Source organism: Bacillus tequilensis KCTC 13622 (assembly GCF_000507145.1).
GTDB lineage: Bacteria > Bacillota > Bacilli > Bacillales > Bacillaceae > Bacillus > Bacillus tequilensis.
In genome coordinates this window covers 24,715-51,048 of the sequence record NZ_AYTO01000009.1, presented here as the reverse complement: position 1 = coordinate 51,048, position 26,334 = coordinate 24,715, and the positions used below count along the sequence as shown (strand labels likewise).

At 42.7% G+C, this 26,334-nt stretch carries 31 protein-coding genes; 16 read left to right on the top strand and 15 right to left on the bottom strand.

The window, feature by feature from the left end:
* Window positions 1–11: 11 nt before the first annotated feature.
* The 8 genes from pseH to V756_RS0105305 form a co-directional block, all read right to left on the bottom strand.
* Window positions 12–599: a UDP-4-amino-4,6-dideoxy-N-acetyl-beta-L-altrosamine N-acetyltransferase gene (gene pseH / locus V756_RS0105340; protein ID WP_024713772.1), complete on the bottom strand. Its 588-nt coding sequence runs from the start codon at window positions 597–599 to the stop codon at window positions 12–14.
* A gap of 15 nt (window positions 600–614) precedes the next feature.
* Entirely contained in the window at window positions 615–1,706 is a 1,092-nt protein-coding gene (gene pseG / locus V756_RS0105335) for a UDP-2,4-diacetamido-2,4,6-trideoxy-beta-L-altropyranose hydrolase (protein ID WP_024713771.1), read from the bottom strand.
* Window positions 1,707–1,730: 24 nt separating this feature from the next.
* Entirely contained in the window at window positions 1,731–2,480 is a 750-nt protein-coding gene (locus V756_RS01000000121885) for a cytidylyltransferase domain-containing protein (RefSeq protein ID WP_032681781.1), read from the bottom strand.
* A gap of 11 nt (window positions 2,481–2,491) precedes the next feature.
* Complete coding sequence (pseC, locus tag V756_RS0105325; protein WP_024713770.1) at window positions 2,492–3,688, bottom strand: UDP-4-amino-4,6-dideoxy-N-acetyl-beta-L-altrosamine transaminase; 1,197 nt, start codon at window positions 3,686–3,688, stop codon at window positions 2,492–2,494.
* A gap of 14 nt (window positions 3,689–3,702) precedes the next feature.
* Window positions 3,703–4,647 (bottom strand): dTDP-glucose 4,6-dehydratase, encoded by a 945-nt coding sequence (locus tag V756_RS0105320; RefSeq protein ID WP_024713769.1) that lies wholly within the window; start codon window positions 4,645–4,647, stop codon window positions 3,703–3,705.
* A 19-nt stretch (window positions 4,648–4,666) separates the two neighbouring features.
* Window positions 4,667–5,671 carry an SDR family NAD(P)-dependent oxidoreductase gene (locus V756_RS0105315; protein WP_024713768.1) on the bottom strand — a complete coding sequence of 335 codons (1,005 nt, stop codon included), beginning with the start codon at window positions 5,669–5,671 and terminating at the stop codon, window positions 4,667–4,669.
* Between the two features lie 262 nt (window positions 5,672–5,933).
* Complete coding sequence (locus V756_RS0105310; protein WP_024713767.1) at window positions 5,934–6,452, bottom strand: DUF5362 family protein; 519 nt, start codon at window positions 6,450–6,452, stop codon at window positions 5,934–5,936.
* Window positions 6,449–6,940 (bottom strand): GNAT family N-acetyltransferase, encoded by a 492-nt coding sequence (locus V756_RS0105305; protein ID WP_081719784.1) that lies wholly within the window; start codon window positions 6,938–6,940, stop codon window positions 6,449–6,451. The genes V756_RS0105310 and V756_RS0105305 overlap by 4 nt, the downstream gene beginning before the upstream one ends.
* Before the next feature lie 140 nt (window positions 6,941–7,080).
* Between V756_RS0105305 and spoIIQ the strand changes: the two genes are divergently transcribed.
* Entirely contained in the window at window positions 7,081–7,956 is an 876-nt protein-coding gene (gene spoIIQ / locus V756_RS0105300; protein WP_024713765.1) for a stage II sporulation protein SpoIIQ, read from the top strand.
* 87 nt (window positions 7,957–8,043) lie between these two features.
* The gene (locus V756_RS0105295) at window positions 8,044–8,466 is read left to right on the top strand and encodes a VanZ family protein (RefSeq protein ID WP_024713764.1); all 423 of its coding nucleotides are present in this window, start codon (window positions 8,044–8,046) and stop codon (window positions 8,464–8,466) included.
* A 40-nt stretch (window positions 8,467–8,506) separates the two neighbouring features.
* Here V756_RS0105295 and V756_RS0105290 read toward each other — a convergent pair whose 3' ends face one another.
* From V756_RS0105290 to amtB, 3 genes are all read right to left on the bottom strand, one after another.
* On the bottom strand, window positions 8,507–9,088 hold the full coding sequence (locus V756_RS0105290; RefSeq protein ID WP_024713763.1) for an undecaprenyl-diphosphatase: 582 nt from the start codon (window positions 9,086–9,088) through the stop codon (window positions 8,507–8,509).
* Between the two features lie 178 nt (window positions 9,089–9,266).
* Window positions 9,267–9,617 carry a P-II family nitrogen regulator gene (locus V756_RS0105285; protein ID WP_024713762.1) on the bottom strand — a complete coding sequence of 117 codons (351 nt, stop codon included), beginning with the start codon at window positions 9,615–9,617 and terminating at the stop codon, window positions 9,267–9,269.
* An 11-nt stretch (window positions 9,618–9,628) separates the two neighbouring features.
* Entirely contained in the window at window positions 9,629–10,843 is a 1,215-nt protein-coding gene (amtB, locus tag V756_RS0105280) for an ammonium transporter AmtB (protein WP_024713761.1), read from the bottom strand.
* A 281-nt stretch (window positions 10,844–11,124) separates the two neighbouring features.
* On the opposite strand from amtB, the gene V756_RS0105275 reads away from it, so the two are divergent.
* The 5 genes from V756_RS0105275 (at window position 11,125) to V756_RS0105250 (ending at window position 16,846) form a co-directional block, all read left to right on the top strand.
* Complete coding sequence (locus V756_RS0105275; protein ID WP_081719783.1) at window positions 11,125–11,589, top strand: hypothetical protein; 465 nt, start codon at window positions 11,125–11,127, stop codon at window positions 11,587–11,589.
* Window positions 11,590–11,773: 184 nt separating this feature from the next.
* Complete coding sequence (locus tag V756_RS0105265; RefSeq protein ID WP_024713759.1) at window positions 11,774–12,343, top strand: isochorismatase family protein; 570 nt, start codon at window positions 11,774–11,776, stop codon at window positions 12,341–12,343.
* On the top strand, window positions 12,343–13,701 hold the full coding sequence (locus V756_RS0105260) for an MFS transporter (RefSeq protein ID WP_024713758.1): 1,359 nt from the start codon (window positions 12,343–12,345) through the stop codon (window positions 13,699–13,701). Before V756_RS0105265 ends, V756_RS0105260 begins: the two co-directional genes overlap by 1 nt.
* Window positions 13,702–13,870: 169 nt before the next feature.
* Window positions 13,871–15,343, top strand: a complete 1,473-nt coding sequence (pucI, locus tag V756_RS0105255; RefSeq protein ID WP_024713757.1) for an allantoin permease — start codon at window positions 13,871–13,873, stop codon at window positions 15,341–15,343.
* Window positions 15,344–15,439: 96 nt separating this feature from the next.
* Complete coding sequence (locus V756_RS0105250) at window positions 15,440–16,846, top strand: right-handed parallel beta-helix repeat-containing protein (RefSeq protein WP_024713756.1); 1,407 nt, start codon at window positions 15,440–15,442, stop codon at window positions 16,844–16,846.
* Window positions 16,847–16,926: 80 nt separating this feature from the next.
* Here V756_RS0105250 and V756_RS0105245 read toward each other — a convergent pair whose 3' ends face one another.
* Together V756_RS0105245 and V756_RS0105240 are read right to left on the bottom strand one after the other, a co-directional pair.
* Window positions 16,927–18,117 (bottom strand): MFS transporter, encoded by a 1,191-nt coding sequence (locus V756_RS0105245; RefSeq protein WP_024713755.1) that lies wholly within the window; start codon window positions 18,115–18,117, stop codon window positions 16,927–16,929.
* Between the two features lie 21 nt (window positions 18,118–18,138).
* Window positions 18,139–18,552: a MarR family winged helix-turn-helix transcriptional regulator gene (locus V756_RS0105240; protein ID WP_024713754.1), complete on the bottom strand. Its 414-nt coding sequence runs from the start codon at window positions 18,550–18,552 to the stop codon at window positions 18,139–18,141.
* Between the two features lie 224 nt (window positions 18,553–18,776).
* Between V756_RS0105240 and V756_RS1000000123285 the strand changes: the two genes are divergently transcribed.
* From V756_RS1000000123285 to flhP, 5 genes are all read left to right on the top strand, one after another.
* Complete coding sequence (locus V756_RS1000000123285; protein WP_010886628.1) at window positions 18,777–18,887, top strand: protein usd; 111 nt, start codon at window positions 18,777–18,779, stop codon at window positions 18,885–18,887.
* Between the two features lie 14 nt (window positions 18,888–18,901).
* Window positions 18,902–19,183 (top strand): sporulation transcriptional regulator SpoIIID, encoded by a 282-nt coding sequence (gene spoIIID, locus V756_RS0105235; RefSeq protein WP_003221804.1) that lies wholly within the window; start codon window positions 18,902–18,904, stop codon window positions 19,181–19,183.
* A gap of 179 nt (window positions 19,184–19,362) precedes the next feature.
* Window positions 19,363–20,364, top strand: a complete 1,002-nt coding sequence (gene mbl / locus V756_RS0105230) for a cell shape-determining protein Mbl (protein ID WP_003227776.1) — start codon at window positions 19,363–19,365, stop codon at window positions 20,362–20,364.
* A gap of 159 nt (window positions 20,365–20,523) precedes the next feature.
* Window positions 20,524–21,336 (top strand): flagellar hook-basal body complex protein FlhO, encoded by an 813-nt coding sequence (gene flhO / locus V756_RS0105225; RefSeq protein WP_024713753.1) that lies wholly within the window; start codon window positions 20,524–20,526, stop codon window positions 21,334–21,336.
* Between the two features lie 32 nt (window positions 21,337–21,368).
* Window positions 21,369–22,178: a flagellar hook-basal body complex protein FlhP gene (flhP, locus tag V756_RS0105220; RefSeq protein WP_024713752.1), complete on the top strand. Its 810-nt coding sequence runs from the start codon at window positions 21,369–21,371 to the stop codon at window positions 22,176–22,178.
* Window positions 22,179–22,198: 20 nt separating this feature from the next.
* Here the strand turns inward: flhP and rapD are convergent, their stop codons facing one another.
* Window positions 22,199–23,263: an aspartate phosphatase RapD gene (gene rapD / locus V756_RS0105215; protein WP_024713751.1), complete on the bottom strand. Its 1,065-nt coding sequence runs from the start codon at window positions 23,261–23,263 to the stop codon at window positions 22,199–22,201.
* A gap of 191 nt (window positions 23,264–23,454) precedes the next feature.
* Between rapD and fabZ the strand changes: the two genes are divergently transcribed.
* A complete protein-coding gene (gene fabZ, locus V756_RS0105210) occupies window positions 23,455–23,880 on the top strand; it encodes a 3-hydroxyacyl-ACP dehydratase FabZ (protein WP_024713750.1) in 426 nt (141 codons plus the stop codon).
* 75 nt (window positions 23,881–23,955) lie between these two features.
* On the top strand, window positions 23,956–24,351 hold the full coding sequence (gene mscL / locus V756_RS0105205) for a large conductance mechanosensitive channel protein MscL (RefSeq protein ID WP_024713749.1): 396 nt from the start codon (window positions 23,956–23,958) through the stop codon (window positions 24,349–24,351).
* A gap of 457 nt (window positions 24,352–24,808) precedes the next feature.
* Here mscL and V756_RS0105195 read toward each other — a convergent pair whose 3' ends face one another.
* On the bottom strand, window positions 24,809–25,219 hold the full coding sequence (locus V756_RS0105195; RefSeq protein ID WP_024713748.1) for a YwpF-like family protein: 411 nt from the start codon (window positions 25,217–25,219) through the stop codon (window positions 24,809–24,811).
* Between the two features lie 173 nt (window positions 25,220–25,392).
* Between V756_RS0105195 and V756_RS0105190 the strand changes: the two genes are divergently transcribed.
* Both V756_RS0105190 and ssbB read left to right on the top strand, forming a co-directional pair.
* Window positions 25,393–25,776 carry a hypothetical protein gene (locus tag V756_RS0105190; RefSeq protein WP_024713747.1) on the top strand — a complete coding sequence of 128 codons (384 nt, stop codon included), beginning with the start codon at window positions 25,393–25,395 and terminating at the stop codon, window positions 25,774–25,776.
* Between the two features lie 76 nt (window positions 25,777–25,852).
* Window positions 25,853–26,194 (top strand): single-stranded DNA-binding protein SsbB, encoded by a 342-nt coding sequence (gene ssbB, locus V756_RS0105185; RefSeq protein WP_024713746.1) that lies wholly within the window; start codon window positions 25,853–25,855, stop codon window positions 26,192–26,194.
* The last annotated feature ends 140 nt before the right edge of the window (window positions 26,195–26,334 follow it).

Genomic DNA, 26,334 nt, shown 5'->3' with positions numbered 1-26,334 from the left:
TAAAACATCATTCAAGTCATGTTATGAAAATTTGTATCAATATCTTTTCCATCTATTCCTCTTGCAGCTAATTTCTTCATTACTTTTGGCTTTGCTGCTTCCCATTCTTCCTTTAAAAGACCGTATCGGATCACATCAAGATAGTTGTTATTCCTTACGATATGGTTTCGAAAGTGACCCTCTTTGCTAAAACCGAATGATTGGTGATAGGACAAACTTTTTTCGTTATTCGACAGGACTTCTCCATATACTTTCTCAATCTCCAGCTGTTGAAACGCCCATTCTAATGCTAAAAACCCCATGACAGAACCGGACCCTTTTGGACTCTGGGCCTCTCCGATATAAAAACCCCAATAGCAATGGCGATTTTTATGGTCAACATCTTTAAAACTGACAAAGCCGATGTCAGTATGATTTATTGTAAAGATAAAATAATGTTCTGTTTTCGAGGAATTCACTTTCTCGAACCATTGATGGTGCTGTTTTTCCGTAATGATTTGGTCGTTATACATTGATTGTCTGATTCTATCATCGTTCCGCCAATGGAGGACTGTGTCTAAGTCTTTTTCTTTTAATGTCCTAAGGGAATATTTGAACACAGATTTATCCCTTCCTTACGTTAAAATTTCCAATAAAAGATTTTGGCGATTATCAATATTTCCTTCTAGCAGCATGCGGGCTTTTTGTGACATTTGTATTAATGATGAGGGATTATTTAGCATTTCGTTCATAGCGGAGACGATATCTGATTCCTTGACGTATTCTTTAGGCCCCAGATATTGAATGGCGCCTAATTGATCAAGCGTTTCAGCAATCCGTTCTTGATTTTCAGCAACGGTGATTACGATGGCTGGAAGGCCGAGAAAACAACGCTCCCAAGCGGAAGTCCCGCCCGCACCTATTGCGAGGTCGGCATTGTACATCAATTCTGCAATATGATTCACTTGGCAATGAAAGCTGCAAAAGTCATGTTTTTTGCAAATGGATTCAATGTCATTCTTATGGATATTGGTATTTCCAATGACGATATCCAGCTCAATATCATGGAGGTTAAGCTGCTTAAAGGCGTGAATAACCTTTTTCGTTTCATTGGTGGGATCAGTGCCCCCAAAAAAGACAAAAATCTTTTTTATACTGCCGTCACAGTTTTTGTTATTGGGTTGAAATGAATAAAATTCATCTCGCAATAAGACGTATTTCGGCCCTAAAAATTGTTTGCAGCTTTTGGGAACCAGGTTGGCATAACGCTCTTTATAATGAGGATAAAGATTTTGGTCTAATAAAATATCACAATGATGTAAACGATCAGCAAGGTCATCAATCACCATTATTTTTTTTGCATCTTTTTTTACCTCCATCTCCCAATTGATATCAATTGCGTAGTGATCAATGATAAGAAGGGAGATTTCCTTGTTCATGTCTTGAATGGCACGGCTGGTTTCAGCTGAGTCCACATGCCAAGGGACACCGAGCCAATCAGAATGGAGAGTTGTTTTAGGGATCAAAACATTCTTTTTAGGCGCTGGGAGCATAATGAGATCAAACTGCTGTTCGCGAATCACCTCAGCTAGATGGCCTTGTAAGCTTCGGCAAACAAATGTAATGTTAGCTCCCTTTTTACGCAATGCATGAGCAAGCGTAAGGCACCTCATGACATGACCCGTGCCTATTTCAATTGAAGCATCTGTTCTGAAAAGAATGTTCATAACAGCACCTCATCATCATTTGAACTAGTCATTGTTGTCTTGTAAGATTTCTTTTTGTTCTATTCGGGCGTTAAGTAAAGACCACTCCGGAAATGCGTTCAATAATGCTAAAGTATCTTCTAAGCTAAAGTCAGGATTCGTTGGATATAGTTTTTCTATGATTTTTTTGATTAACAAAAAGTCCTCAGGTGTGTCCACAGTCCACCTATGCTGATTCTGATTTTCGTCATAGGTGATATTAGCCAACTTGAACCTGCCGGGATTCAGGAAAATAAAGGGTGTTACGTGTTCCCGTTCATGTTCAAGACTGGACTCGGCATGAGCCTTTTCTAATGCTGAAACTGAAAAAACCTCTATATCCATTCCGCGGGGATACGTTCTATCTAGAGTGTTAGATACATAATCATATTGGCCATTTGAATCTAGATAAAATTTGACTGCTTTGTCGATGACACGATGATCGATAATAGGGCAGTCAGAGGTTAAGCGGATGACCGTTTCCGCTTTGTTGATTTTTGCTGCTTCGTAATATCTTGATAAGACATCGTTTTCCGACCCGCAATAATAAGTAAGAGACAATCTCTTACTTAACTCGACAATTGGTTTATCATTCTCATTTGTCGTTGTGGCTATCACAATATCATCAATAAGCGCAGCTCTTTTTATTCTTTCAATTTGATATTCCAGCAGAGGTTTATTCAAAACTTTTTTTAATACTTTGCCTGGCAATCTGCTGGACCCCATCCGTGCTTGGATTATAGCCGTTACTTTCAACTCATCACCTCCTACGAATAATAATCCACTACTTTTTTTAATGCTTTGATCACGTCGTCTGCATCTTTTTCGTTCATTGATTGAAACAGAGGTAAGGTGATGATTCCTTTATATAGATTTTCTGCATGTGGACATAGGCCCGCTGGATATCCTAAACGTTGATAGTAAGGGTGTAAATAAACGGGTATATAGTGAACGTTAACCCCTATATTTTCTTTTTGCATAGCGTTAAAAATATCATCGCGGTTTCCTTTTAGCTGATCCAGCTTTAATTGAATAATATAAAGGTGCCAGCTTGAAGTTGAGGCTGCATCTTGTATTGGCAGTTGAATGTGGGAGATGGTTTTTAGTTTTTCGTTATAAATCCCGGCAAGGTGGTGCCGTTTTTTAATAAAATCATCTAATTTTTGCAATTGGCTGATTCCTAATGAAGCTTGGATATCTGTCATCCGGTAATTGAAACCAAGGAAGTGCATTTCATAGTACCACGAGCCGTGGTTTTGAGTTAACTTTTTAGGATCACGGGTTATCCCGTGACTGCGGAATTGAAGCAGTTTCTCATAATATGTTCTATTATTCGTTGTTATCATTCCGCCTTCGCCCGTTGTAATATGTTTTACGGGGTGAAAACTAAACATTGTCATATCACTGATTGAACCGACTTTTTTCCCTTTATATGAAGCGCCTAATGCATGTGCAGCATCTTCAATGACGATTAAGTTATTGTCTTTTGCGATTTTTTGAATCTGATCGTGATTCACTGGCTGTCCCGTGAAGTCTACTGGTATAATGGCCTTTGTTTTTGGAGTGATCAGCTTTTCGACAGAATCAGGGTCAATATTGTATGTGAGCGGGTCAATATCAGCGAAAACGGGTTTGGCGCCCATGTATAAAATACAATTGGCACTTGCCGCAAATGTGACGGGTGTAGTAATGACTTCGTCACCCTGTGAGATACCAGCAGCAAAGCAAGCTGCATGCAAAGCAGCTGTTCCGCTGGAAAAGGCAACGGCATAGCTGCTGCCAGCATATTCAGCGACTTTTTCTTCGAATAACGCAATTGTTGGTCCTGTCGTCAAATAGTCTCCTCTTAAAATATCGACTACGGATTGTATATCTTCTTCATCGAGCGATTGCCTGCCGTAAGGAAGATAAGAATCTCTGACAGGCTTGCCGCCTGTAATGGCCAATTTATTCTCACTTGTCATGTTCAATTCTCCTATTAAATAAGATTCGTGCCCTTAATCCATTCCTCTGTTTTTCTTATTCCTTCCTCCAAACTGACCTGCGGGCTCCAGTTGAGGATTTTCTTTGCTTTTTCGTAGTTGCACAGCAATTTTGGAATTTCACTTTGAGGATGTATATGCTCTACATGGCGAATGCTTTGTTTATCGCCTGCAATTAATTCTGCCAAATCATTAATAGAGATATCTTTTCCGAGGCCTGCGTTTATAATTTCACCATTTGCTTTTTGGGAATAACCCGCCTGCACGACAAAATTAGCGCAATCCTCTACATATAAAAGATCACGGGTTTGAGTGCCATCACCATATATATGCAGCTTTTTACCGTCCAATTTATTTTTTATAAAAATAGCGACTACTCCGCCTTCACCACCTGTTTTCTGGAAAGGCCCATACGTATTGAACGGACGGATAACCACCGCTGGCAGACCATACGCATGGTAATAGGAGAGCACCATGTTTTCAGCTGCGATCTTTGCTCCTGCATAAGGGGAAGCGGGTTTAATAGGATCTGTTTCTTTAATGCCTTCAGCAAATGCAGCTTTGTCGTACACCATACAGGTACTCATGAAAACAACTTTCACATTATGCTTTTTGCATAATTCTAAAATGTTAAAAGTACCGATTGTGTCGTTTTCAAATGTGGTTTTCGGATCATCAATGCTGTCTTGTACGTTTATGCTTGCGCCCAAATGATAGCAAATGTCAAATTGTTTCAGGAAAAGATTTTCTAATGTTTTTTGATCTTTTATATCTCCTTTCATAAACTCAATAAAACCTGGGGCGTTTTTCAATTCTTCTAGATTTTCTAAACGGCCGTTCGACAAATCATCCAGCACCCATACTTGATGACCGTCTTCTAATAGCTTTTTCACAACCCATCTGCCGATAAAACCTGCTCCACCGGTAACGAGAATATTCATGATCATCTTCCTTCTCAGATTAAATTAGGTTTTGCGATTTTAATAATGTAAGGACTTCTCCTTTTGAAATTTGCTCTTGATCATTTGAACTATAGGTTCCTTCAGCTGCTTTTTTTGCTTGAGCGTAGTGATCTCTTTTCCCATATGTTGAAGGGATCACAAACATTTCAGGCAGATCAAAAGCCATTGTCGATTCATCATACGTCATAAGTTCTTCATACATTTTTTCTCCGGGGCGCAGCCCGATCTCTTGTATTTCAATTTCATCCACATTCAAATTGTGTTTTTTGCATGTTTCTTCAACAACAACTGTCACTAAGTCGCGCAGTGAGATAACCGGCATCTTTAATATGAAAATTTCGCCGCCTTGAGATTCTTTAAGCGCACTCATTAATAATGATGTTGCCTGATCCAGGGTCATCATAAAGCGGTTCATGTTTAAATCCGTAACAGTCACTTTTTTTTGCGTTAAGATTTGTTCTGTAAACAATGGAACCACGGAACCTCTTGACCCCATTACATTTCCAAACCGAACACAAGAAAAAACCGTCTCGGCTTTTCCTTTGCTGTATTCTGCTGCGGAAATTAATCTTTCAGCTGTGAGTTTTGTTGCTCCATATGCATTCGTTGGAGATATTGCCTTATCCGAACTTGTGAAAGCGACCTTTTTCACGTTTTGAGCAACTGCTGCTTTAATGACATTATTGGTTCCTATAATATTTGTCAGGACCGCTTCATAGGGATTGTATTCGCAAGCGGGCACATGCTTCATGGCAGCTGTATGGAAGACGTAGTCAATGCTGTCCATTGCATTTAACACCCGGTCATAATCTCGCACATCGCCTATTAAAAATCTAATATCCCTTCTGGGTCCGATTTCGTTTTCTAGCATAAATTGTTTATATTCATCCCTGCTGAATATTCGAACAACCTTTGGCTGATCTTTAAGGATTTGTTTTAGAAGGCTTTTTCCAATCGTGCCTGTTCCGCCAATGATGAGTATTTTTTTATCTTTGAAAAACACAAGTATACTCACTTCCTTCTTTCTTGAATTGATAAAATAATGTCGGTTATTGGAGTATATGCTTGTAAGAAAACTCTGTGTTTGCTCTAGCCTATCTGATTCACCTATAATTTTGTCCATTCATTGAAATAGGAGAGGCTGGCTGTAACTGTGGATCCTGCGGGGCGGGGGAGAGTGAATAATACAGAGAAGCATCATAAAAAGGCATGAGTCTGGTCGATACCTAACTCATGCCTCTGCTATTTTTGTCTATCTTTTTGATTTATTCAAACACCGGATCATCCTCATAATAATAGGAGTCGGGATCTTCATGCGTATCTGTGCTTTCATAGGCGGCAATGCCGATAATCACCAGCATAAAAACGACTATTATGATCCCAATCAGGCCAGTGACGATACTGGATGCGGCGTAAAACAGCTGCATCTTAATAAACTTCCCGTAATTCTCAAGCATGCTTTCTCCGGCACTGCCGGCAAGATTTCCTTCGGCTTCCGCGGCAGCTTTTGCAGAACGCATCAGAAAGACGCCTGAAATAATGAGCAGGACGCCAGGGATAGCGCCGAGCACTGTCATCAAAGCAGACAGTGACACAAGCGATCCTGTAATGATCAGCAAAATGCCTGAAATTTTGCCCCACTTCGCAATGTCTGACAGTGACTTGACAGCAGAGGCGCTCAGCTGATGGCTCTCAGTTTCCGCAGGTGTGATCTCCTGTTCAGCGGGGCTATGTTCTTCATTATGATTTTCAATCTCTTTTTCATCCTTATCCAGACTAATCATGACAGTTCTCTCCCTAAAATTTTTAAATCGTATCTTTTGCCATCCATTTCGGCAATGCCCGGGAATCGTCCCCATTCTGAAAATCCGTGCTTTTCAAATAGCTTCAGGCTAGGTTTATTATGACCGAAAATGAAGGCCATTAGTGAGCGGATGCCAAGCTCCGGCGCAATGCGAAGCGCTTCCTGGAGCAAATACGATCCAACGCCTTTGCCGCGGCATGCTTCGTCAATGTATATGCTGACCTCCGCTGTTTTATTATAGGCCGGCCTTCCGTAAAATGTTTCAAAACTGACCCAGGCAGCGACGTTCCCATTTTCGTCCTCGGCCACATAGAGCGGACGTGATTCTGTATGTCCCAAAAACCACTCCATCCGGTCTTCGGGTGTTACCGGTTCTGTATCGGCTGTTACCATTCGAGAAGCAATCGTTGAATTGTAAATCGCAACAACAGCCTCAAGATCTTTATTTTCAGCAAGACGCAATGTCATGTTCATACGTTTGTGGCACTCCTCTCAAAAAAATGACATATTTTCGTATCAGTCTGCGCAAACTACATCTAAAAAGTTTTTTTGGTTAAGTGTATATATTTTCAGAAAAGTGTTCAGAATGTTGCTGAGGTGATGAAACAATGAGAGAGGAAGAAAAGAAAACTTCTCAAGTCAAAAAACTTCAGCAGTTTTTTCGTAAACGCTGGGTGTTCCCTGCAATCTACTTAGTCAGTGCGGCCGTCATTTTAACAGCTGTCCTTTGGTATCAATCTGTATCAAATGATGAGGTAAAGGATCAGTTGGCTGATAACGGCGGAAACTCCGCATATGACAACAACGACGATGCAGTTGAAGTAGGAAAGTCAATGGAAAATGTCGCAATGCCGGTTGTTGATTCTGAAAACGTTTCTGTTGTGAAAAAGTTCTATGAAACCGATGCCGCAAAAGAAGAAAAAGAAGCAGCACTCGTTACCTATAATAACACGTACAGCTTAAGCAAAGGAATTGACTTAGCTGAGAAAGACGGAAAAGATTTCGATGTTTCTGCTTCTCTGAGCGGTACGGTTGTTAAAGCTGAAAAAGACCCAGTGCTGGGATATGTTGTGGAAGTAGAACATGCCGACGGATTATCGACTGTGTATCAATCTCTTTCTGAAGTGAGTGTTGAACAAGGCGACAAGGTAAAACAAAACCAAGTCATCGGGAAGTCTGGCAAGAACCTTTACAGCGAAGACAGCGGAAACCACGTGCATTTTGAAATCCGTAAAGACGGAGTCGCAATGAACCCGCTGAACTTTATGGACAAGCCGGTTTCTTCTATTGAAAAAGCAGCAGCTGCTGAAGAAAAAGCTGCCACTCAAGAAACAGAAGAATCCATTCAGCAATCTTCCGAGAAAAAGGGCGGAGGACCAACTGAAAAAGGAACAGAGGAAAAATCCGGTGAGAAAAAGGATGGTTCATCTGACAAATCTGGTTCTAAAGAAAGCAGCACAACAGAAGACACTGAGCAGTCTTAATCAAGAAAACGTCTATCCGTGTGATGGGCGTTTTTTTCTGTTACTGTAGTTATACATAGGCATGTTCGCTATAAAGGAGGTTATGTCATGAACCGTCTATTGCTCGCAGGCTGGATCTTTTTTATTCTGCTTTCTGTCAGTACGGAAAGCTTCAGCGGCATGGTCGTATCGCAAACGGTAGCTTTTCATTTTCAGCCGCATCCTGACCTGTCTCAGTTTTTAGTGATGGATTTTACTGAGCTTACTGTACCTGAAGCGTTTATTCAAAAAATTGGGCACGCGTTTTCCTTCTTTGTGCTGACTTATTTGCTGTGGAAACAGCTGGACAGCATAAAATCGGCGGCAGCCGGCTCATTCGCGTTTGCTTTTTTCACAGAAGTTCTTCAGCTCTTCTTCAGCAGGAACGGCTGTATCCGGGATGTGCTGATCGATGCTGCTGGAATTGGATTGTTTTATGGTTTGTTTGTGCTGGTGAAGCGGAGAAAACATGAGATGTATGAAAAATATTAAAGCCGGCTGTCTTGGTTTCAGACGCCGGCTTTTGTCTTTCTTAGAAGTTTTGATCGGTTGGTTTTTTCGTCAGTTTATGAATGATGCCTTCATAGATTCTCACAATCAAATCGACGAACGGGCGAAGCAAATTTGAAAATCTGAAGAAAACAAACCCGATAATGATGGCGACAACGAGGCTGCCCAATACATCAACCGGATAGTGATGCCCTACCCAAATTCTCGAAAAGCCTGTCAAAAGCCCGAAAATAACAAGCGGCCAGCCGATTTTGCGGTTTCTGAAAAGCATCGCAATCGAAATCGCTAACGCACCAGTCGTGTGGTCACTTGGAAATGAAGCATCCGCAGCATGCGGAATCAGTGTATGAACCGTGTGCTCAACAAACGGGCGCGGTTCGATATAAACTTTCGTAATCAAAAAGTTGATGACAAGACCGACAACGCCTGTAATCCCCGCGTAAAGCACATTTTTTCTGCTTTCCGTGTTTCCGAACACCCAGATTGCCAATAGGATAAGAGCATAGGCGACAATCGCATATTCCGTTATGAAGACCATGATAGAATCGAGAACCGAATTGTGATGAGATAGTCCATTGATTGCTTTAAAAATTTCGTAATTCAAATAATCACCTTTTACATTTTTATTATTAGACTCATTATACTCATAAAAAGTTTCAAATCAAAAAAAGAATTCAAAAATGCGGGGCGCTTGAAGAGAATTCGAAAGGATACACTGTTTTTTGGGGTTTTTCTATGCGCAAAAAAAAGAGATTCTAAAATTCCGAATCTCTTCAAAACGATTACAGTGCTTCGGGTCCTTCCTCACCGGTCCGTATGTTGATCGTATTGCCGATTTCATAGACAAATATTTTGCCGTCACCCGGTGATCCTGTTTTCAGAACCCTTTTAGCAGTCTCAGTCACTTGCTCAACAGGAACCTTGCTGACCACGATTTCGATTTTTAAACGTTCATATACATTGCTTTCTATTTTTACCCCTCGATAAAGCTCCGTATGTGCTTTTTGAAGGCCGCAGCCGTGAACATTGGAAAAGGTCAGAGAAGTGACTCCGATTTTTCCGAGTTCCTGCTTCAGCTTTTCAAAATTTGCCGGACGCGTTACAATTTCTACCTTGAACATTTGACCGCTCATAGCGTCACTCCTCACATAGAATCTTGATATGCTTTTTCCCCGTGCATCGTTAAGTCAAGCCCAAGTGACTCTTCTTCTTCGGTTGCGCGAAGGGGAAGGAAGAGGCTTACAATTTTAATAATAACGAAAGTGACAATAAATACAAAAACATAAGTAGCAGCGATGGCAACGATTTGTTTCCAGATTAAGCTTGCATCACCATAGAATAATCCGTCCGCGCCTGCTGAGTTAACAGAGGTTGTCGCAAATAATCCTGTTGCGATGCCTCCCCATGTGCCGCCGATGCCGTGCAGGCCAAAGGCGTCGAGTGCGTCATCGTATCCGAATTTCTTTTTAAGCGAGAATACACCCCAGAAACAAACGGCTCCGCCTATGATGCCGATAATAATAGAAGCGAACGGTGTGACAAATCCGGCTCCCGGGGTGATTGCCACAAGCCCGGCGATTGCGCCGGATACTGCTCCGAGCATCGTCGGTTTTTTGTTAATGATCCACTCAACTAAGATCCAGCCGGCAATCCCGGCTGCTGCCGCGGTGTTTGTATTGATGAAGGCGTACATGGCCACACCATCTAAGGTCAAGGCGCTGCCGACATTAAAACCGAACCAGCCGAACCAAATCAAAGCCCCTCCCAGGAAGGTGTAAATGAGATTGTGCGGAGAAGACACTGTGCCGTCTTTCCGTTTGCCGAGCACAATAGCGAGAACAAGGCCTGCCACACCTGAGGAAATATGAACAACATTGCCGCCGGCGAAATCGAGCGCCCCAAGCTGGCCAATCCAGCCCCCGCCCCATACCCAGTGCGCAACCGGTGTGTAAACCAAGGAAGCCCATAAAACCGAGAATAAAAGAAAAGCGCCGAATCGCATCCGTTCTGCGAAAGCCCCGGAAATAATGGCTGTAGTCAGAACAGCGAACGTCATTTGGAACATCATAAATAATGAGTGGGGAATGGTATCACTGTAGGCGCCGGGATCAAATCCAACTCCTTTCAGACCGGCCCACTCCAGTCCGCCAATGATTGAATTGCCTGGTGCGAAGGCAAGCGTATATCCGAATAGAACCCAAATGATGGAAACGATAGCAATGGAAGAGAAACTGTGCATGGCAGTGCTCAGCACATTTTTGCTTTTTACCATTCCTCCATAAAATAACGCTAACCCCGGGGTCATCAGCCACACGAGTAAAGCGCAAAAGAACATAAAAACTGTATCGCCCATTTGCATGTCTCATTCCTCCGTATTTTTCAGAATAAAAAGTAATTATTATATTTCTTCATTATAGAGAAAAAAGAATGATAAAACATTTTCATGTGAGATTTGCTGACATGGTTTTTTTGGAATGTTACCGAGGGATGGAAAGAAAGGAGAAAAGCATTTTTTGTGATACAAGACTTTATATCTATAAAAGAATCTGTTTATATGAGCGGAAAAGGGAATTGACATTGATTAGAAAGTTCTATACTGTATTAAGTGTACTATATCAAATAATACACTTAGGGGGATGTATGATGAATAAAGGCGGCAGGTTGAGGAGAGCGGTACGCAAGTCGATTCCCGCGACGTTCCGATTGTTTTTAGCCTTTAATTTTTTCGTGTACGGTTTGGCGAAAGTGGTGATTGGCCAGTTTGGCGAGGTGACGCCTGAAATCGAGGCGGCTGCCGGGAAGGGGTTTACCATCGCGTGGACGTTTTTCGGTTATTCTCATGTCTATGAACTGTTTATAGGTTTTGGTGAAATTCTAGCAGCTGTTTTATTACTGATTCCGCGAACGGCTGCATTAGGGACAGTTATTTTTATGCCCATTATAGTGAACATCGTCTTGATTAACTATTGTTTTGATATTGGCGTGCAGGATCTTAGCACGATATTAATGGTTATGTGTCTCATCCTGCTTTGGATGGATCGCCGAAAATTCATAGGCATTTTCAGGCAGGAACCGATAGACGGCAGGCAGGTGATGAAGCGATGACGTCTCTTATGATTACAGTGCTTGCCGGTTTGTTTGTATGCACAACCGGTTACTATTACATAAAAGAAAAATCATGAGAAAAGCGCTTCTTCTGAGAGTTTCACAAGCATAATAAAAGAACTTAGTCAGAGTAAAGAGTAAAATATGCAATGTGAGAAACACTAACAGCATCAGGAGGAGACGTATAATGAACACACTTAACATTGATTTTCAAAAAACAGCATTGGTTATCATTGATTTGCAAAAAGGGATTGCGCCGTTAGATCAAAGCGGTCAGGTTGTCCCAAATGCGAAAAAACTGATCGATGAATTTCGGAAACATAACGGGTTTATCAGCTTTGTGAATGTAGCATTTCATGACGGAGCAGATGCGCTGAAGCCGCAAACAGATGAGCCTGAGCAGGGAGGTTCTCGGGAAATGCCGGCGGACTGGGCCGAATTTGTTCCGGAAATCGGTGTGCAGGATGGAGATTACACTGTAACAAAACGGCAGTGGGGGGCTTTTTTCGGCACGGATTTGGATTTGCAGCTGAGACGCCGCGGCATTGATACGATTGTCTTGTGCGGCATCGCGACGAACATCGGGGTGGAAAGCACGGCTCGCGAGGCGTTCCAGCTTGGCTATCAGCAGATTTTCATTACAGACGCAATGTCTACGTTCAGCGAGGAAGAGCATGAAGCCACACTGCGCTTTATTTTCCCGAGAATCGGTAAATCGCGGACAACGGAAGAATTTCTGGCACAAATAAAATGATGATATCGAAAAAAAGCCGGGCTGTTTTTTTAACAGCGGTGGCTTCGGGAACGATGCTGAATCCGCTGAACTCGTCTATGATCTCTCTTGCGCTCCATAGCATCCAGCATGAGTTTCATCTGTCGTTTACAACGGTTTCCTGGCTGATTTCCTCGTTTTACCTGGCGAGTGCCGTGGCTCAGCCTGTAACGGGAAAGCTCGGTGATTTGATCGGGCGGAAACGTTTGTTTTTATTCGGGCTCATTCTTGTTGCAGTTTCTGCCATCGGGGCGCCGTTTGCACCGACATTTATGACATTATTGGTCATGCGTTTGTTTCAATCGGTAGGGAGCAGCGCGATTTATCCATCAGGAGTCGGACTGATTCGTAATCATATTCATGAGCGGCAGGCGTCAGCTTTGGCGGTGCTCTCTATTTTTGCGTCTGCCATGACGGCGCTCGGACCGACAGTTGGCGGTTTTTTGATTGTATGGGGCGGCTGGCCGGCGATTTTTATCGTCAATTTGCCGTTTATTATCCTCAGCTTCTTATTAGGTATATATATGTTCCCGAAAGATCAGAAAAAAGGAGCCGGGATCAAAACGATCATTCGGCAGCTTGATATCCTTGGAATCGTTTTATTTGCCGGAGGAATCATTTTTCTCCTATCCTTCCTGCTGTCGTTCAGTTCGTCGCCGCATGCGGCTGAAGGTGTGCTTGGCGTGCTTCTGCTCGGTGCATTTGTATGGCATGAGCTGAAAACGGATAAGCCGTTCATTGATGTCCGTCTGTTTAAAACGCAGCGAAACTTATCGGCCGTATATGTTCAGTTCATTTTGCTGAATGTTTTCTTCTATTGTTTATTTTTCGGGCTGCCGAGTTATTTTCAGGATGAAATGCATCTTTCTGTTCAAACGAGCGGTCTGTTTATGCTGTTTATGTCAGGGATGAGCATTGTTGTGTCACCCATTACGGGGAAATGGATCGACCGTTCAGGCGTCGTCAAGCCGATCTTTGCGGGCGCTCTTCTGATGACGGTTGGAGCGGTCATCTTAACCCTCTTTTTTATCAATGTCCAGACCATCGGAAAGGGCTTCATTCTATCGCTCTTGGGTGTAGGCTACGGCCTTGGAAATGTCGCGCTTCAGGCGGCGATGCTGAAAACGAGTCCTTCCAATATGGTAGGTACCACTTCTGGTCTGTTTCAAACCTGCCGTTACTTAGGTTCGATTTTGTCTTCAGTGATCCTTGGTCTTCTTTTTGGGAAAGAAATCACGGCAGCCCACTTTGATATGATGGGAACCATCATGATCATAACGGGCGGAGCAAGCCTGTTAATGGCTGTGAGATTTGCGGCATTAATGAAAACTGCATCATGAAAAAAGGGACAGGCGCTGAGTCTGTCTCTTTTTCTTGTTTAGACTGTTCAAATAGAAACAGGAAAATTGTATAACATAGCCAATGTTATTGTCTGGCTTTTCAGTTATATTAAGTGACATCCGATGTCAGAAAACTGAACATACGACAATAGTGAAAGGGGAGCCGGCTATGAAATTAAAAGAGAGCCAGCATCAATCCAACAGACTGAGCAATGAAGACCTGCTGCCTTTGGGGCAGGGAAAGCGGACGTGGAAGGCAATGAACTTTGCCTCCATTTGGATGGGGTGTATACATAATATACCGACCTACGCGACGGTGGGCGGGTTAATCGCGATCGGCCTTTCGCCTTGGCAGGTGCTGGCGATCATTATTACGGCATCCCTCATCTTGTTTGGCGCTCTTGCTTTAAACGGCCACGCAGGGACAAAATACGGGCTGCCGTTTCCGGTGATCATCAGGGCTTCTTACGGAATATACGGCGCTAATATCCCTGCGCTTCTAAGGGCTTTTACTGCCATCATGTGGCTCGGCATTCAAACCTTTGCAGGAAGCACGGCGCTGAACATCTTGCTTTTAAATATATGGCCTGGCTGGGGACAAGTTGGCGGCGGGTGGAATATTCTCGGCATTCACTTGCCCGGTTTGCTTTCTTTTGTGTTCTTTTGGGCCATTCATTTACTCGTATTGCACCACGGCATGGAGTCGATTAAGCGTTTTGAGGTGTGGGCGGGGCCTTTAGTGTATGTCGTCTTTGGCGGCATGGTATGGTGGGCCGTCGATATTGCCGGAGGACTGGGGCCGATCTATTCTCAGCCAGGAAAATTTCATACGTTTTCAGAAACATTCTGGCCGTTTGCTGCCGGGGTTACCGGGATCATTGGCATCTGGGCGACTTTGATCTTAAATATCCCTGATTTCACACGGTTTGCTGAAACACAAAAAGAGCAAATCAAAGGGCAGTTTTACGGCTTGCCGGGAACCTTTGCGCTGTTTGCGTTCGCCAGTATTACCGTGACTTCCGGTTCGCAGGTCGCTTTCGGCGAGCCGATTTGGGACGTTGTCGATATTTTGGCGAGGTTTGATAACCCTTATGTCATCGCGTTGTCCGTGATTACGCTCTGCATCGCCACGATCTCTGTAAACGTCGCGGCGAACATCGTATCCCCCGCTTATGATATTGCGAATGCCCTGCCGAAATATATTAATTTCAAACGAGGCAGTTTTATCACGGCATTGCTTGCTTTATTTACGGTTCCGTGGAAGCTGATGGAGAGTGCGACAAGCGTATATGCGTTTCTCGGATTAATAGGCGGCATGCTTGGTCCGGTGGCAGGCGTGATGATGGCTGATTACTTTATCATTCGCAAACGGGAGCTCTCGGTAGATGATCTGTATTCTGAAACAGGGCGTTATGTTTATTTTAAAGGCTACAATTACCGTGCGTTTGCAGCCACGAGTTTGGGTGCGCTTATCTCGCTGATTGGCATGTATGTTCCCGCATTGAAGAGCTTATACGACATTTCCTGGTTTGTCGGTGTGCTGATTTCATTTCTTTTCTATATTGTTCTGATGCGCGTTCACCCGCCGGCGTCATCGGCGATTGAAACATTTGAATCTGGAGAGGTTCGTCAGGCTGAATAAGGTATGTGCCGGTATATTTTCATATTTTTGAAATGGTTTTCCATAAATAGAACATTTATAATGGTTTTAAAATCTAAAACGAAATGGGAATCGAATATGAGAAAATGGTATTTTATTCTTTTGGCGGGTGTTTTAACGTCTGTCATCCTCGCTGTCGTTTATGACAAGACGAAAGCGAATGAAGAAGAGCCTGGGGCTTACCTATATGTTTCGCCAAATGGCAGTGATCAAAATGAAGGGACAAAAGAAAAGCCGTTTCGTACACTGGCGCATGCTTCAGAGGAGGCTGCCGCCGGTACAACCGTCATGATTCGGGAAGGCACATATCATGAAATTCTTGAAGTAAAACACAGCGGTACGGACGGAAAGCCTATCACGTTCCGAAACTATGAAAATGAAAAAGTCGTGATTAGCGGAGAATCCGTTGCGGACGCAAAATATGAAACGCCGCTCATTCATATTCACGATAAACATAACATTGTCATCAGCGGTTTAACGATTCAAGATCTTTCTGTTTCATCTGAGGGAGCAACTGCTATGGGAATTTATGTAGCAGGCTCCAGCAGCCATATTGCCATCAAGAACAATCATGTCCGGGATATTAAGACAAAAGCAGATGACGGAAATGCCCACGGAATCGCAGTCTATGGGACTGGCAGCATGAAAGATATACAAATCGAGGACAATACGGTTGAGAATCTGACGCTTGGAGCGAGTGAAGCGGTTGTGCTAAACGGAAATATTGACGGCTTTACGATTGCAGGCAATGTGGTCCGCAACAATAACAACATCGGGATCGACCTTATCGGTTATGAGGGAACCGCGGACAAAAACGATTACGTGCGAAACGGAGTCGTAGAAAACAATACGGTTTATCAAAACTCGACTTATGGAAACCCTGCATATGGAGATGATTACTCAGCGGGCGGAATTTATGTCGACGGAGGACACAGTATCGAGATTAAGAAAAACACAGTTCACGATAACGATATTGGAATTGAAGCAACGTCTGAACACAAAGGCAAATATGCGAATGCTATTCAGATAACAGACAACAAAGTGTACAACAATGCGTACACCGGTATTTCAATCGGAGGATATGACAAAAAGCGGGGCGGCACCAGCAATTCTCTGATTTCCCGCAACATTATGTACCGGAATGACACAAAGGGCCTGTATGGCGGACAGCTGCTGTTGCAGTACGATACGAAAAACAATACAATCGAAAAGAATATTTTGACCGCTGGTGATTCCAGATTATTTATCGGAAACGATTTTACAGAAAATGAAGGCAATACGGTCAATCATAACGTGTATCATAAGGAAGCGGATCAAGACGGCGTATGGATGTGGAAAAAGAATGAATACGATTCATTTGCGTCATATCAAAAAGCAACAAATAACGATTCGAAATCCATTTATGCCGATCCGATGTATCGTGATGAAGATTCCTATGATTTTACGTTAGATCCAGATTCACCTGCGCGGCCTGTCATTGAATAATTGCGATAAGCGGCGTTCTCTAAGAGAGCGCCGCTTTTTAAATGAAAAAAAGACTGCCGGAAAATCCCGGCAGTCTTACATTATTCTGCAATAGACACTTTTCCTTCGGACTCAGCAGGTTTTTTTTGGCTCCACGCGTAAAGAAGCAGAGCAATCAGAACGAACAGCCCGGCTGATAAATAAATGACAGAGAAGCCGGCAGACGCTACAAACAATCCGAATACATATGATCCTACAGCAATTCCGCTGTCAAAGAAGGTAAAGAACGTTGCCGTCGCAAAACCTGAGCGGTGTGCCGGAGATTTCTGGATCGCTAATGTTTGCATGCAAGGAACGATTGACCCGTATCCGAGCCCGATCACCGCTCCTGAAAGCAGAAGCATTAGGCCGCTGTGTGTGAAGGACAGCATGCAGAGCCCCACTGAGAAAATCAAGATTGACGGGTAAATGACAATGCCCGGTCCGACTTTGTCGAACAATTTCCCTGTGAACGGGCGCGCAACCATCATAGTCACCGCGAAGCAGACAAAGAAATATCCGCTGATATCTGAAAGGTCAACTGATTTGGCGAATACAGACAAATACGCTGTGACAGTTGAATAACAGAAAGAAATAAATAAACCGACCGTCGCAATCTTAAGTGCGCCTTTTTCAAACATATCCGAGAACGCAAAACGAAATACTGTCGTGCCGCTGTCTTGGTTTTGGGGCACCTTGATCAAGAACGAAACAAGCAAGCCTGCAACCATAAACAGCGCAAAGGCTGTAAAGAATACAGAGAAGCTGACGACCTTCATCAAATTCAGTCCAAGGAAAGGCCCGATTGCCATAGCGAGGTTCATAGACATGGCAAAATATCCAAGCCCTTCACCGCGGCGTTTGGACGGAATAATGTCGGCTGCAATTGCACCTGTAACAGTCGTTAAAATGCTGAACCAAATCCCTTGGAAGAACCGCAAGCCAAGCAGCAGGTAAAAGTTATGAATCGGCATATACAGAAAAGACGAAAGCGCAAATAACGCCATTGAGACAATCGCCATTCTTTTTTTGCCGAAACGCTCAACGATGGCTCCTGAGAAAGGCCGTGTAATAATCGCTGACAAAAGGAACAGGCTGATTAAAAGCCCGCCTTGTGATTCTGTGCCGCCAAGCTCTTGAAGCGTATAGATTGGCAGTACAGTTAAAAATGTATAAAAGAACACAAACACAAATAAATTGACAAGCAGGACCATAATAAAATCCTTGGTCCATATCGCATCCGATTTTTTCAAATGTATGTCACTTCCTTATTTTCATTGATGTAAAAACATGCGAAATAACTGAGAAAAAGCTTCCTTATCTTCCTTACGAAAATCTGCAAGCAGTTCTTCCTCGAATTTGAGCATTTTTACATTGATTTCTTCGTATTTTTTCTCGGCTTCTTTTGTGAGGACAACAAGTTTTTCCCGTTTGTCTTCACCTTGCCGTCTCTGGACCCAGCCGTTCTCCTCCAGGCGTTTGATCGTCCGTGTTACAGTCGGCGCTTCCACATTTAAATAGGACCAAATCTCTTTTTGAGTCATTGGTCCGATCGTACGCAAACAATATAAAACTGACCATTGTGATGAATAAAGGCCGAATGGCTCCAGCTGTTCGTTGGCTTTCTTGGCAATCAGGCGGGCGCTTTGGTTGATTTGATGAATGAGGTGTCTGTTGACGTAGGTCATGTCGGTCTCCTTCTAAAAAACTTACCTAAGTAACTAATTGCTTTTTTTATTTTACAGGAGCGCTGAATGGATGTAAAGATAAAAGTTTAGTGACGCGAAATAGTTGGCCGAAGCTCAAAAAGTTCGTTTCACCCCTTGTCCTTATTGAGTTTTTAGCATATTCCCAAAAGAATGCTAATACACTGTTACAAACCTAACAAAGAGAGTGTTTGAGGTGAGGGATCGTGGGCATATTTCATAAACTTACTTTTAAAACCATACAACGAAGAAGCGGCATAATGAACGACTCTTTACAGAATACGGATCTCATTTCACACTTCTCACATCCATTTTAGGGAGGTCGAGTGGTGTGCACGATTACATCAAAGAGCGAACAATCAAGATAGGGAAGTACATCGTGGAGACAAAGAAAACCGTTCGTGTCATTGCGAAGGAATTTGGTGTTTCCAAAAGTACAGTACACAAGGATTTAACAGAGCGTCTGCCTGAAATAAATCCTGACTTGGCAAACGAAGTGAAAGAAATACTCGATTATCATAAATCAATCAGGCATTTAAGAGGGGGAGAAGCAACAAAACTGAAATATAAAAAAGATGAAATACTCGAAGGGGAGCCTGTTCAGCAGTCATAATGGTCTGCTGTCAACCGTTGGGATTGTCTTCCATGAAATCGTTCATAAAACATCCGCAAAAATTTGTAAAGAACTTAATGCGCTGCCAACTATTTTTCTATATTTTATGATAATATATATAATTAGGGCACAATGTGGATATTTACTGTGAAACAGATTTTCAAGGAGGATATAAATAGATGTTTGCAAGGGATATTGGTATTGACCTCGGTACTGCAAATGTACTGATCCATGTTAAAGGTAAAGGAATTGTTCTGAATGAACCTTCCGTAGTTGCACTTGATAAAAACAGCGGCAAAGTGCTGGCGGTTGGCGAAGAGGCAAGACGAATGGTTGGACGTACACCTGGGAATATTGTTGCGATTCGCCCGCTGAAAGACGGAGTTATTGCTGACTTTGAAGTAACAGAAGCAATGCTGAAGCATTTTATTAACAAGCTGAATGTAAAAGGCCTGTTCTCAAAACCGCGCATGCTCATTTGCTGCCCGACGAATATTACATCCGTTGAGCAAAAAGCAATCAAAGAAGCTGCAGAAAAAAGCGGCGGTAAACATGTGTATCTTGAAGAAGAACCTAAAGTTGCCGCTATCGGCGCGGGTATGGAAATATTCCAGCCAAGCGGTAACATGGTTGTAGACATCGGAGGCGGGACGACGGATATCGCGGTTATTTCAATGGGCGATATTGTCACCTCCTCTTCTATTAAAATGGCTGGGGACAAGTTTGATATGGAAATCTTAAATTATATCAAACGCGAGTACAAGCTGCTGATCGGCGAACGTACTGCGGAAGATATTAAGATTAAAGTCGCAACGGTTTTCCCAGACGCACGTCACGAAGAAATTTCCATTCGCGGACGGGACATGGTTTCCGGTCTTCCAAGAACAATTACAGTAAACAGTAAAGAAGTTGAAGAAGCCCTTCGTGAATCTGTAGCTGTTATTGTGCAGGCTGCGAAGCAAGTGCTTGAAAGAACGCCGCCTGAGCTTTCCGCTGATATCATTGACCGCGGCGTTATCATTACCGGCGGAGGCGCGCTCTTAAACGGCCTCGACCAGCTGCTTGCTGAGGAGCTGAAGGTACCGGTTCTCGTCGCTGAAAATCCGATGGACTGCGTAGCCATTGGTACAGGTGTCATGCTTGACAATATGGACAAGCTTCCTAAACGCAAACTAAGCTGATTTCACAAACCTCATTCTGAAAAAGAATGGGGTTTTTTTATGAAAAGCCTTCACGAATGGATGATATATGACGATAATAGGATAAAATACTGATTTTTATTATAGAACGAACGTTCCTATATGACAACTGGAAAAAATGCCATTTTAGAGGTGGGAAATTTGTTAAAAGGTTTATATACAGCAACATCCGCAATGATTGCCCAGCAGCGAAGAACGGAATTGCTTTCAAATAATATCGCAAACGCAAATACGTCCGGATATAAAGCAGATCAAGGCTCTTTGCGCGCGTTCCCTGAGATGCTGCTCAGCAGAATAGAATCAAAATCTCCGGCCGGAACATCAAGGACAGAGATTGGCTCCGTGAATACCGGTGTGTACATGCAGGAGCTTAAGCCTCTTTTCACACAGGGAAGCTTGAAGCCCACAGACCAGCCTACAGACATTACATTGGTTGAAAACCAAGTGCCGGTTAATGCGGAAACCAAGGAAAACGCGGCACTTTTTTATCCGGTTCAGACAGCAGACGGAATCCGATATTCAAAAAGCAGCACTTTTTCACTAAATGAGAATAATCAGCTGACGATCAATGGGCGCCCAGTTTTATCAACGGGTGGCCAGCCAATCACTGTCGATAATGAGAATTTCAAAGTGTCTGAAAACGGTACTGTGACAACGAACGGGCGGACAGCCGGCAAAATTGATGTCAGAATGGCGGAGGATGTCCGCAATCTGAAACGGGACGGAAATGACTTGTACAGTACGACGGACGGAAATGATCTGCCAAGCGCATCCGGAAATAATCAGGTTTCCTACTCATTAAAGCAAGGCGTTTCTGAGCTTTCAAACGTAGATGTGACAAGCGCCTATACAGAAATGACTGAAGCGTACAGATCGTTTGAGGCCAATCAGAAGGTTATTCAGGCTTACGATAAAAGTATGGATAAAGCAGCCAATGAAATTGGAAAAATCTAAGATAACGGAAGAAAAAACGGGGGACATCAACTATGCTCAGGTCAATGCTAACGGCATCAACAACCTTAAACCAGCTGCAGCAGCAGATTGATACAATCAGTAACAACCTTTCAAACAGCAACACAACCGGCTATAAGGCAAAAGATACGAATTTTTCTGAGCTAGTCAGACAGCAATTCGATCAGGTTGATGAAAAAAATGAGGAAGTGGCAAAAGCCCGCAAAACACCGCCCGGCTTGCGCCTTGGCGTTGGAGCGATGATGAATTCACGCCTTGTGTCTGATCAAGGAAGCGTTCAGAAGACGGATCGCGATCTTGATATCGCGTTTACGTCTCCATACCAATATCTTCAGGTGAATGTAAATGGAAACCGCCAGTATACGAGAGACGGAGCATTATATGTAACGCCTTCAGCCAATAATGCCAACCAGCTTCAGCTCGTTACTGGAAATGGGTATCCGGTGCTTGATGAAAACGGTAATACAGTGAATATCGACAGCTCTATGAAGCATATCGCGATTAATAAAAACGGCACCTTAACTGCATCTGACGGAAACGCAGTTCAGCGGTTTGATCTCGGAGTTGTCGAAGTGAATAACCCTCAAGAGCTGAAATCTGAAGGGAATAACCTTTTCTCAATTGGTAATGCGGCAGCTTTTGAAGAGCTGAATGGCGCGAATAGACAAAACATCGGCATGCAGCAGGGCTCGCTTGAAATGTCCAATGTCGACATTTCAGAACAAATGACAGATTTGATCACGTCCCAGCGTTCATATCAGCTGAACAGCAGAACGATTACAATGGGAGATCAAATGCTCGGTTTAATCAATTCAGTCAGATAATAAGAAATGGGCGTTTTCAATCAGCCGCGCATGATAAAAAAAGCGGCTTTTTCGAAATCGTCCTTTTTTTTGTAGTAGTCCGTGATGTCTTCTAACAGTACTTCTAAATCGACCCACGCTTCAATCTTTTCTAATTCAAGGACATATTCGAGCAGCTGATCATAGGGGTCTTCACTTGATGTGTAGAGCGCTTCAAGCGTTTTTAATTTTAAGTAAATGGTTTGAATGTCTACCTTTTCACATAACTCTTTTCCTTTTTCCAGAACGGCTTTTGCTTCTGTGATCTTTCCTGTTTTAAAAAGCGCTCTGACAGACTCATACACACAGTGCAGATACGAGACTGGGGAATTCATTTCAAATTCTTGGTTCTTTAATACTTTTTTAAAGTACAGAAGCGCTTCCTGGTCTTTGTTTTCGGTCGCTTTTAAAAAGCCAAGGTTATAATAAGCGTGGCACAGCAAGTTTTCGTCATGTAATTGCTGGGTTTTCGTAATGATTTCTTTGAAAAGCTGTTCAGCCTTTTCGTATTGCTGTTGATCAATATAATTAACGGCGAGCAACAGTTTGCAGGTGATCACCTTTTTAATATAGCCGAATTGGTGCAAGTAGATGTGTAATGCTTTTTGGACGTATTGGATGGAAAGCGGCGGTGATTTCATCAAGTAATAGGCGCCGGCGGTTTGATAATATAAATCAGCGGCTTCAAACGTGTTTTGAATAGCGGCCAGATACTGTTCAGCTTTTTTAAAATGATTCACTGCATGTTTCGGAGCTGTTTTGACCATTTCGTATAATCCTGAGAAAAAATACAAATAATATTTCAATTCATCATCCATTTTGTCTTCCTGATCGTATAAATCATCGAAGATAGAATCAAGCCCGTTCTGGTTTTCAAAAAGCAGCTGATGGCGGGTCTGAAACAATTGATAACGCATCCAAAGTTTTGTGTTCTTTTTGAGCTTCGGAAGGTGCTGGTCAATTTTCTCTTTCAGTGTGCAAACGTGGTCCATCTTTCGTTTACTCATTACGGAATACCACTCGTCTAACATGTTTTGCATCCTTTTTTCAATAAACTTCGAAATCATTTTCCTACCTCTTTGCTATTGGTAAAATCTATAATTATCATATCATAAGTTTTGACGGCTCTCATTGACAGTAGGTTACATATTAGCGCAGTTGAAAAAGAGATTAATTCATAATATACTTTTCAAATGTACAGATTTGATCTTTAATGATGACTATACATACTAATGCAGATGAAGGAGATGTCAAGAGAATGCTTGATACTCAGCAAATTAAAGAAATTATTCCTCACCGTTATCCATTTTTGCTTGTAGACCGGATTACGGAAGTTGAAGAGGGCAAACGTGCAAAAGGCTATAAAAATGTAACTGCAAATGAAGAGTTCTTTAACGGACATTTTCCTCAGTATCCGGTCATGCCCGGCGTATTAATCGTAGAAGCGCTTGCTCAAGTCGGAGCTGTTGCGATGCTGATTAAAGAAGAAAACCGCGGCAGACTGGCGTTTTTTGCAGGCATTGACAATTGCCGGTTTAAAAAACAAGTCAAGCCTGGTGACCAGCTTCATCTTGAGGTTGAAATCACTCGTGCGCGCGGCACAATCGGACGCGGAAAAGGCGTTGCCACAGTTGATGATGAAATCGTTTGCGAAGTTGAATTGACTTTTGCTCTCGGTGAATAATTGAAAAAAGGCAGATGGGCAACGGCACATTTGTCTTTTTTTCTTTTAAAAATATGAAAAATAGCAGGTGATTGTATGTGGAAAGAATTTAAAGCCTTTGCCATGCGCGGAAATATCGTTGACCTTGCAATCGGTGTTGTAATTGGCGGGGCATTCGGCAAGATCGTCACATCTCTGGTTAATGATATCATCATGCCTTTGGTAGGTTTGCTGCTGGGAGGGCTTGATTTTTCAGGCCTGTCGTTTACGTTTGGTGATGCTGTAGTGAAGTACGGCAGCTTTATCCAGACGATCGTGAATTTTTTAATCATATCGTTTTCCATTTTTATCGTCATTCGGATATTGAATGGATTGAGACGCAAAAAAGAAGCAGAGGAAGAAGAGGCGGCGGAGGAAGCGGCAGATGCGCAAGAGGAGCTGCTGAAGGAAATCAGAGATCTGCTGAAGCAGCAGACAAAGTCACCGGAATAAAAAAAGACCGTCGTTCGGAAACGGCGGTCTTTTTTATTCAGAAAAATGTCCATGGCGGTGCTTTTCGCTTCTGTTTCGATTCCATCAATGTTCGTGAAACTGTACGCCGCGTGCCCGGTTTTGATAATGCCGGCATACCAGCGGGATGCCGAAGCCAGCTTTTTACGTTTTCATGAAAAATAGACATTTTTTCCTTTATATATAACGGAGAGATTTGGAGAGTGCAGTTTAGCCTTGACAATTTCGCCGCTGATGTCTTCGTTGGCGAAATGTTTATTAGATCCCGTAAGATAAAAGTGCTGTCATGACTGCTTTTTCGTATTTCCGTTTATTGACCTTCTGCAGGTGTCTGCAAATTAGAGTGTCTTGAGGAGAGCAGCGCTGATAAGTGATAAAAAGACTGCTTACTCCATCTCTCCGCCTCAGCATCTGAGAGGGGACGTGTTCCTCTCACTTTTTATATGTTTTGCTTAAACGCTTCAATCAGTTTCGTTCCTGTATAACCCTCTTTTACAAGGGACTCGAGAATGGTTTCAGTGCCCTGCTGCTTTCTTGTGACCATTTGTCCGTAGAGTAAAACCTGTATGCTTTCTTCCAGCTTGACGATATTTTTCACTGCCGCTGTCAGCTGGGCGGGGCGATTGCTTTTTTTCGTGATCGTTACAAATACTTTGGCTTCAGATTGGCTGTTTTGAAGCTGTTCAAAAAAAGACAGATGTTCTTTCTGTACAAGCGCCTCAATCAGCCAATGATTTTCACCGTCTTCTTTATTTATAATCAGTCCGTCAATAAGGGGAAACTGTTCAATTGATTGTTCTTCCTTGTCCACTCGTTCCACATTCAGGTCAACCAGTTTAAAGGTTTTCATTTCTTCTCACCCCGATTACTTCCAAAGTTTTCTTGCCTTCCATTATAACATAAACGTTTTGGAGGAAAAAATGCTGCAATGCCGGTGATAAAGAATTTTGTATTGGTGAAATATTTAATAATTTCATTTTTTTCATTATACTGTAACTGACTATAGAATACGGAGAGATGTGTATGAATCAATTGCATTTAAAAGAAATTTATATTGACGGCACTCCTTCTGAAGACCGTTGGATCCAAAAGGATGAAGCATATATATTAAGCCGTAAAGACGTGTTTGAGGTCCATTTGAACAAAAAAGGGAGGATGAGTTTTTTATACGAAACACATGATGGCATGGAGCAGTATAAAATCGAGCTGTCTATGCCGGAAAAAAAACTGAGCTTTCAGTGGTTTGCATGGGATGGTTCTTCCTACGTGTGTATGAACACGCAGAATTGGCTGACAAAGCAAATATTTTTTCGGTTTTTAAAAAATACATATTTCTTTAAAGGGAAAAAACAAAAGATGTTTTTAGCTGAAGGAAAAATGAAAACGAGGGATAAAAACAGAGGCTGAAAATCTTTTTTGAGCATTTTTCTTTTCTCATTGTATCATCTACAATACATATAACCGCAAGGAGAGGAGGAATCACATGTTCAATCAGGTCATGCTTGTCGGACGTCTAACAAAAGATCCTGAGCTTCGCTACACTTCCGCTGGTGCGGCAGTTGCGCACGTTACGCTTGCGGTAAACCGCAGCTTCAAAAACGCTTCAGGGGAAACCGAGGCCGATTACGTCAATTGCACGCTTTGGAGAAAAACAGCTGAAAACACGGCGTTGTATTGCCAAAAAGGTTCTCTCGTCGGCGTAAGCGGAAGAATTCAGACAAGGAGCTATGAAAATGCAGAAGGTGTTAACGTCTATGTAACAGAAGTGCTGGCTGACACTGTTCGTTTTATGGACCCTAAACCCCGGGAAAAAGCTGCCGATTGACATCCCCTTGATCCTCCCGTTTTCTATTCATTCACGATTATCAGAAGCTCCGCATCATCCCCTCAAAATTGACCAGTCGACCAGACTGGTTCTTTCTTTTTGTCATTTAATGGTTCTTATGATGCATTTTTGCTTAAAAT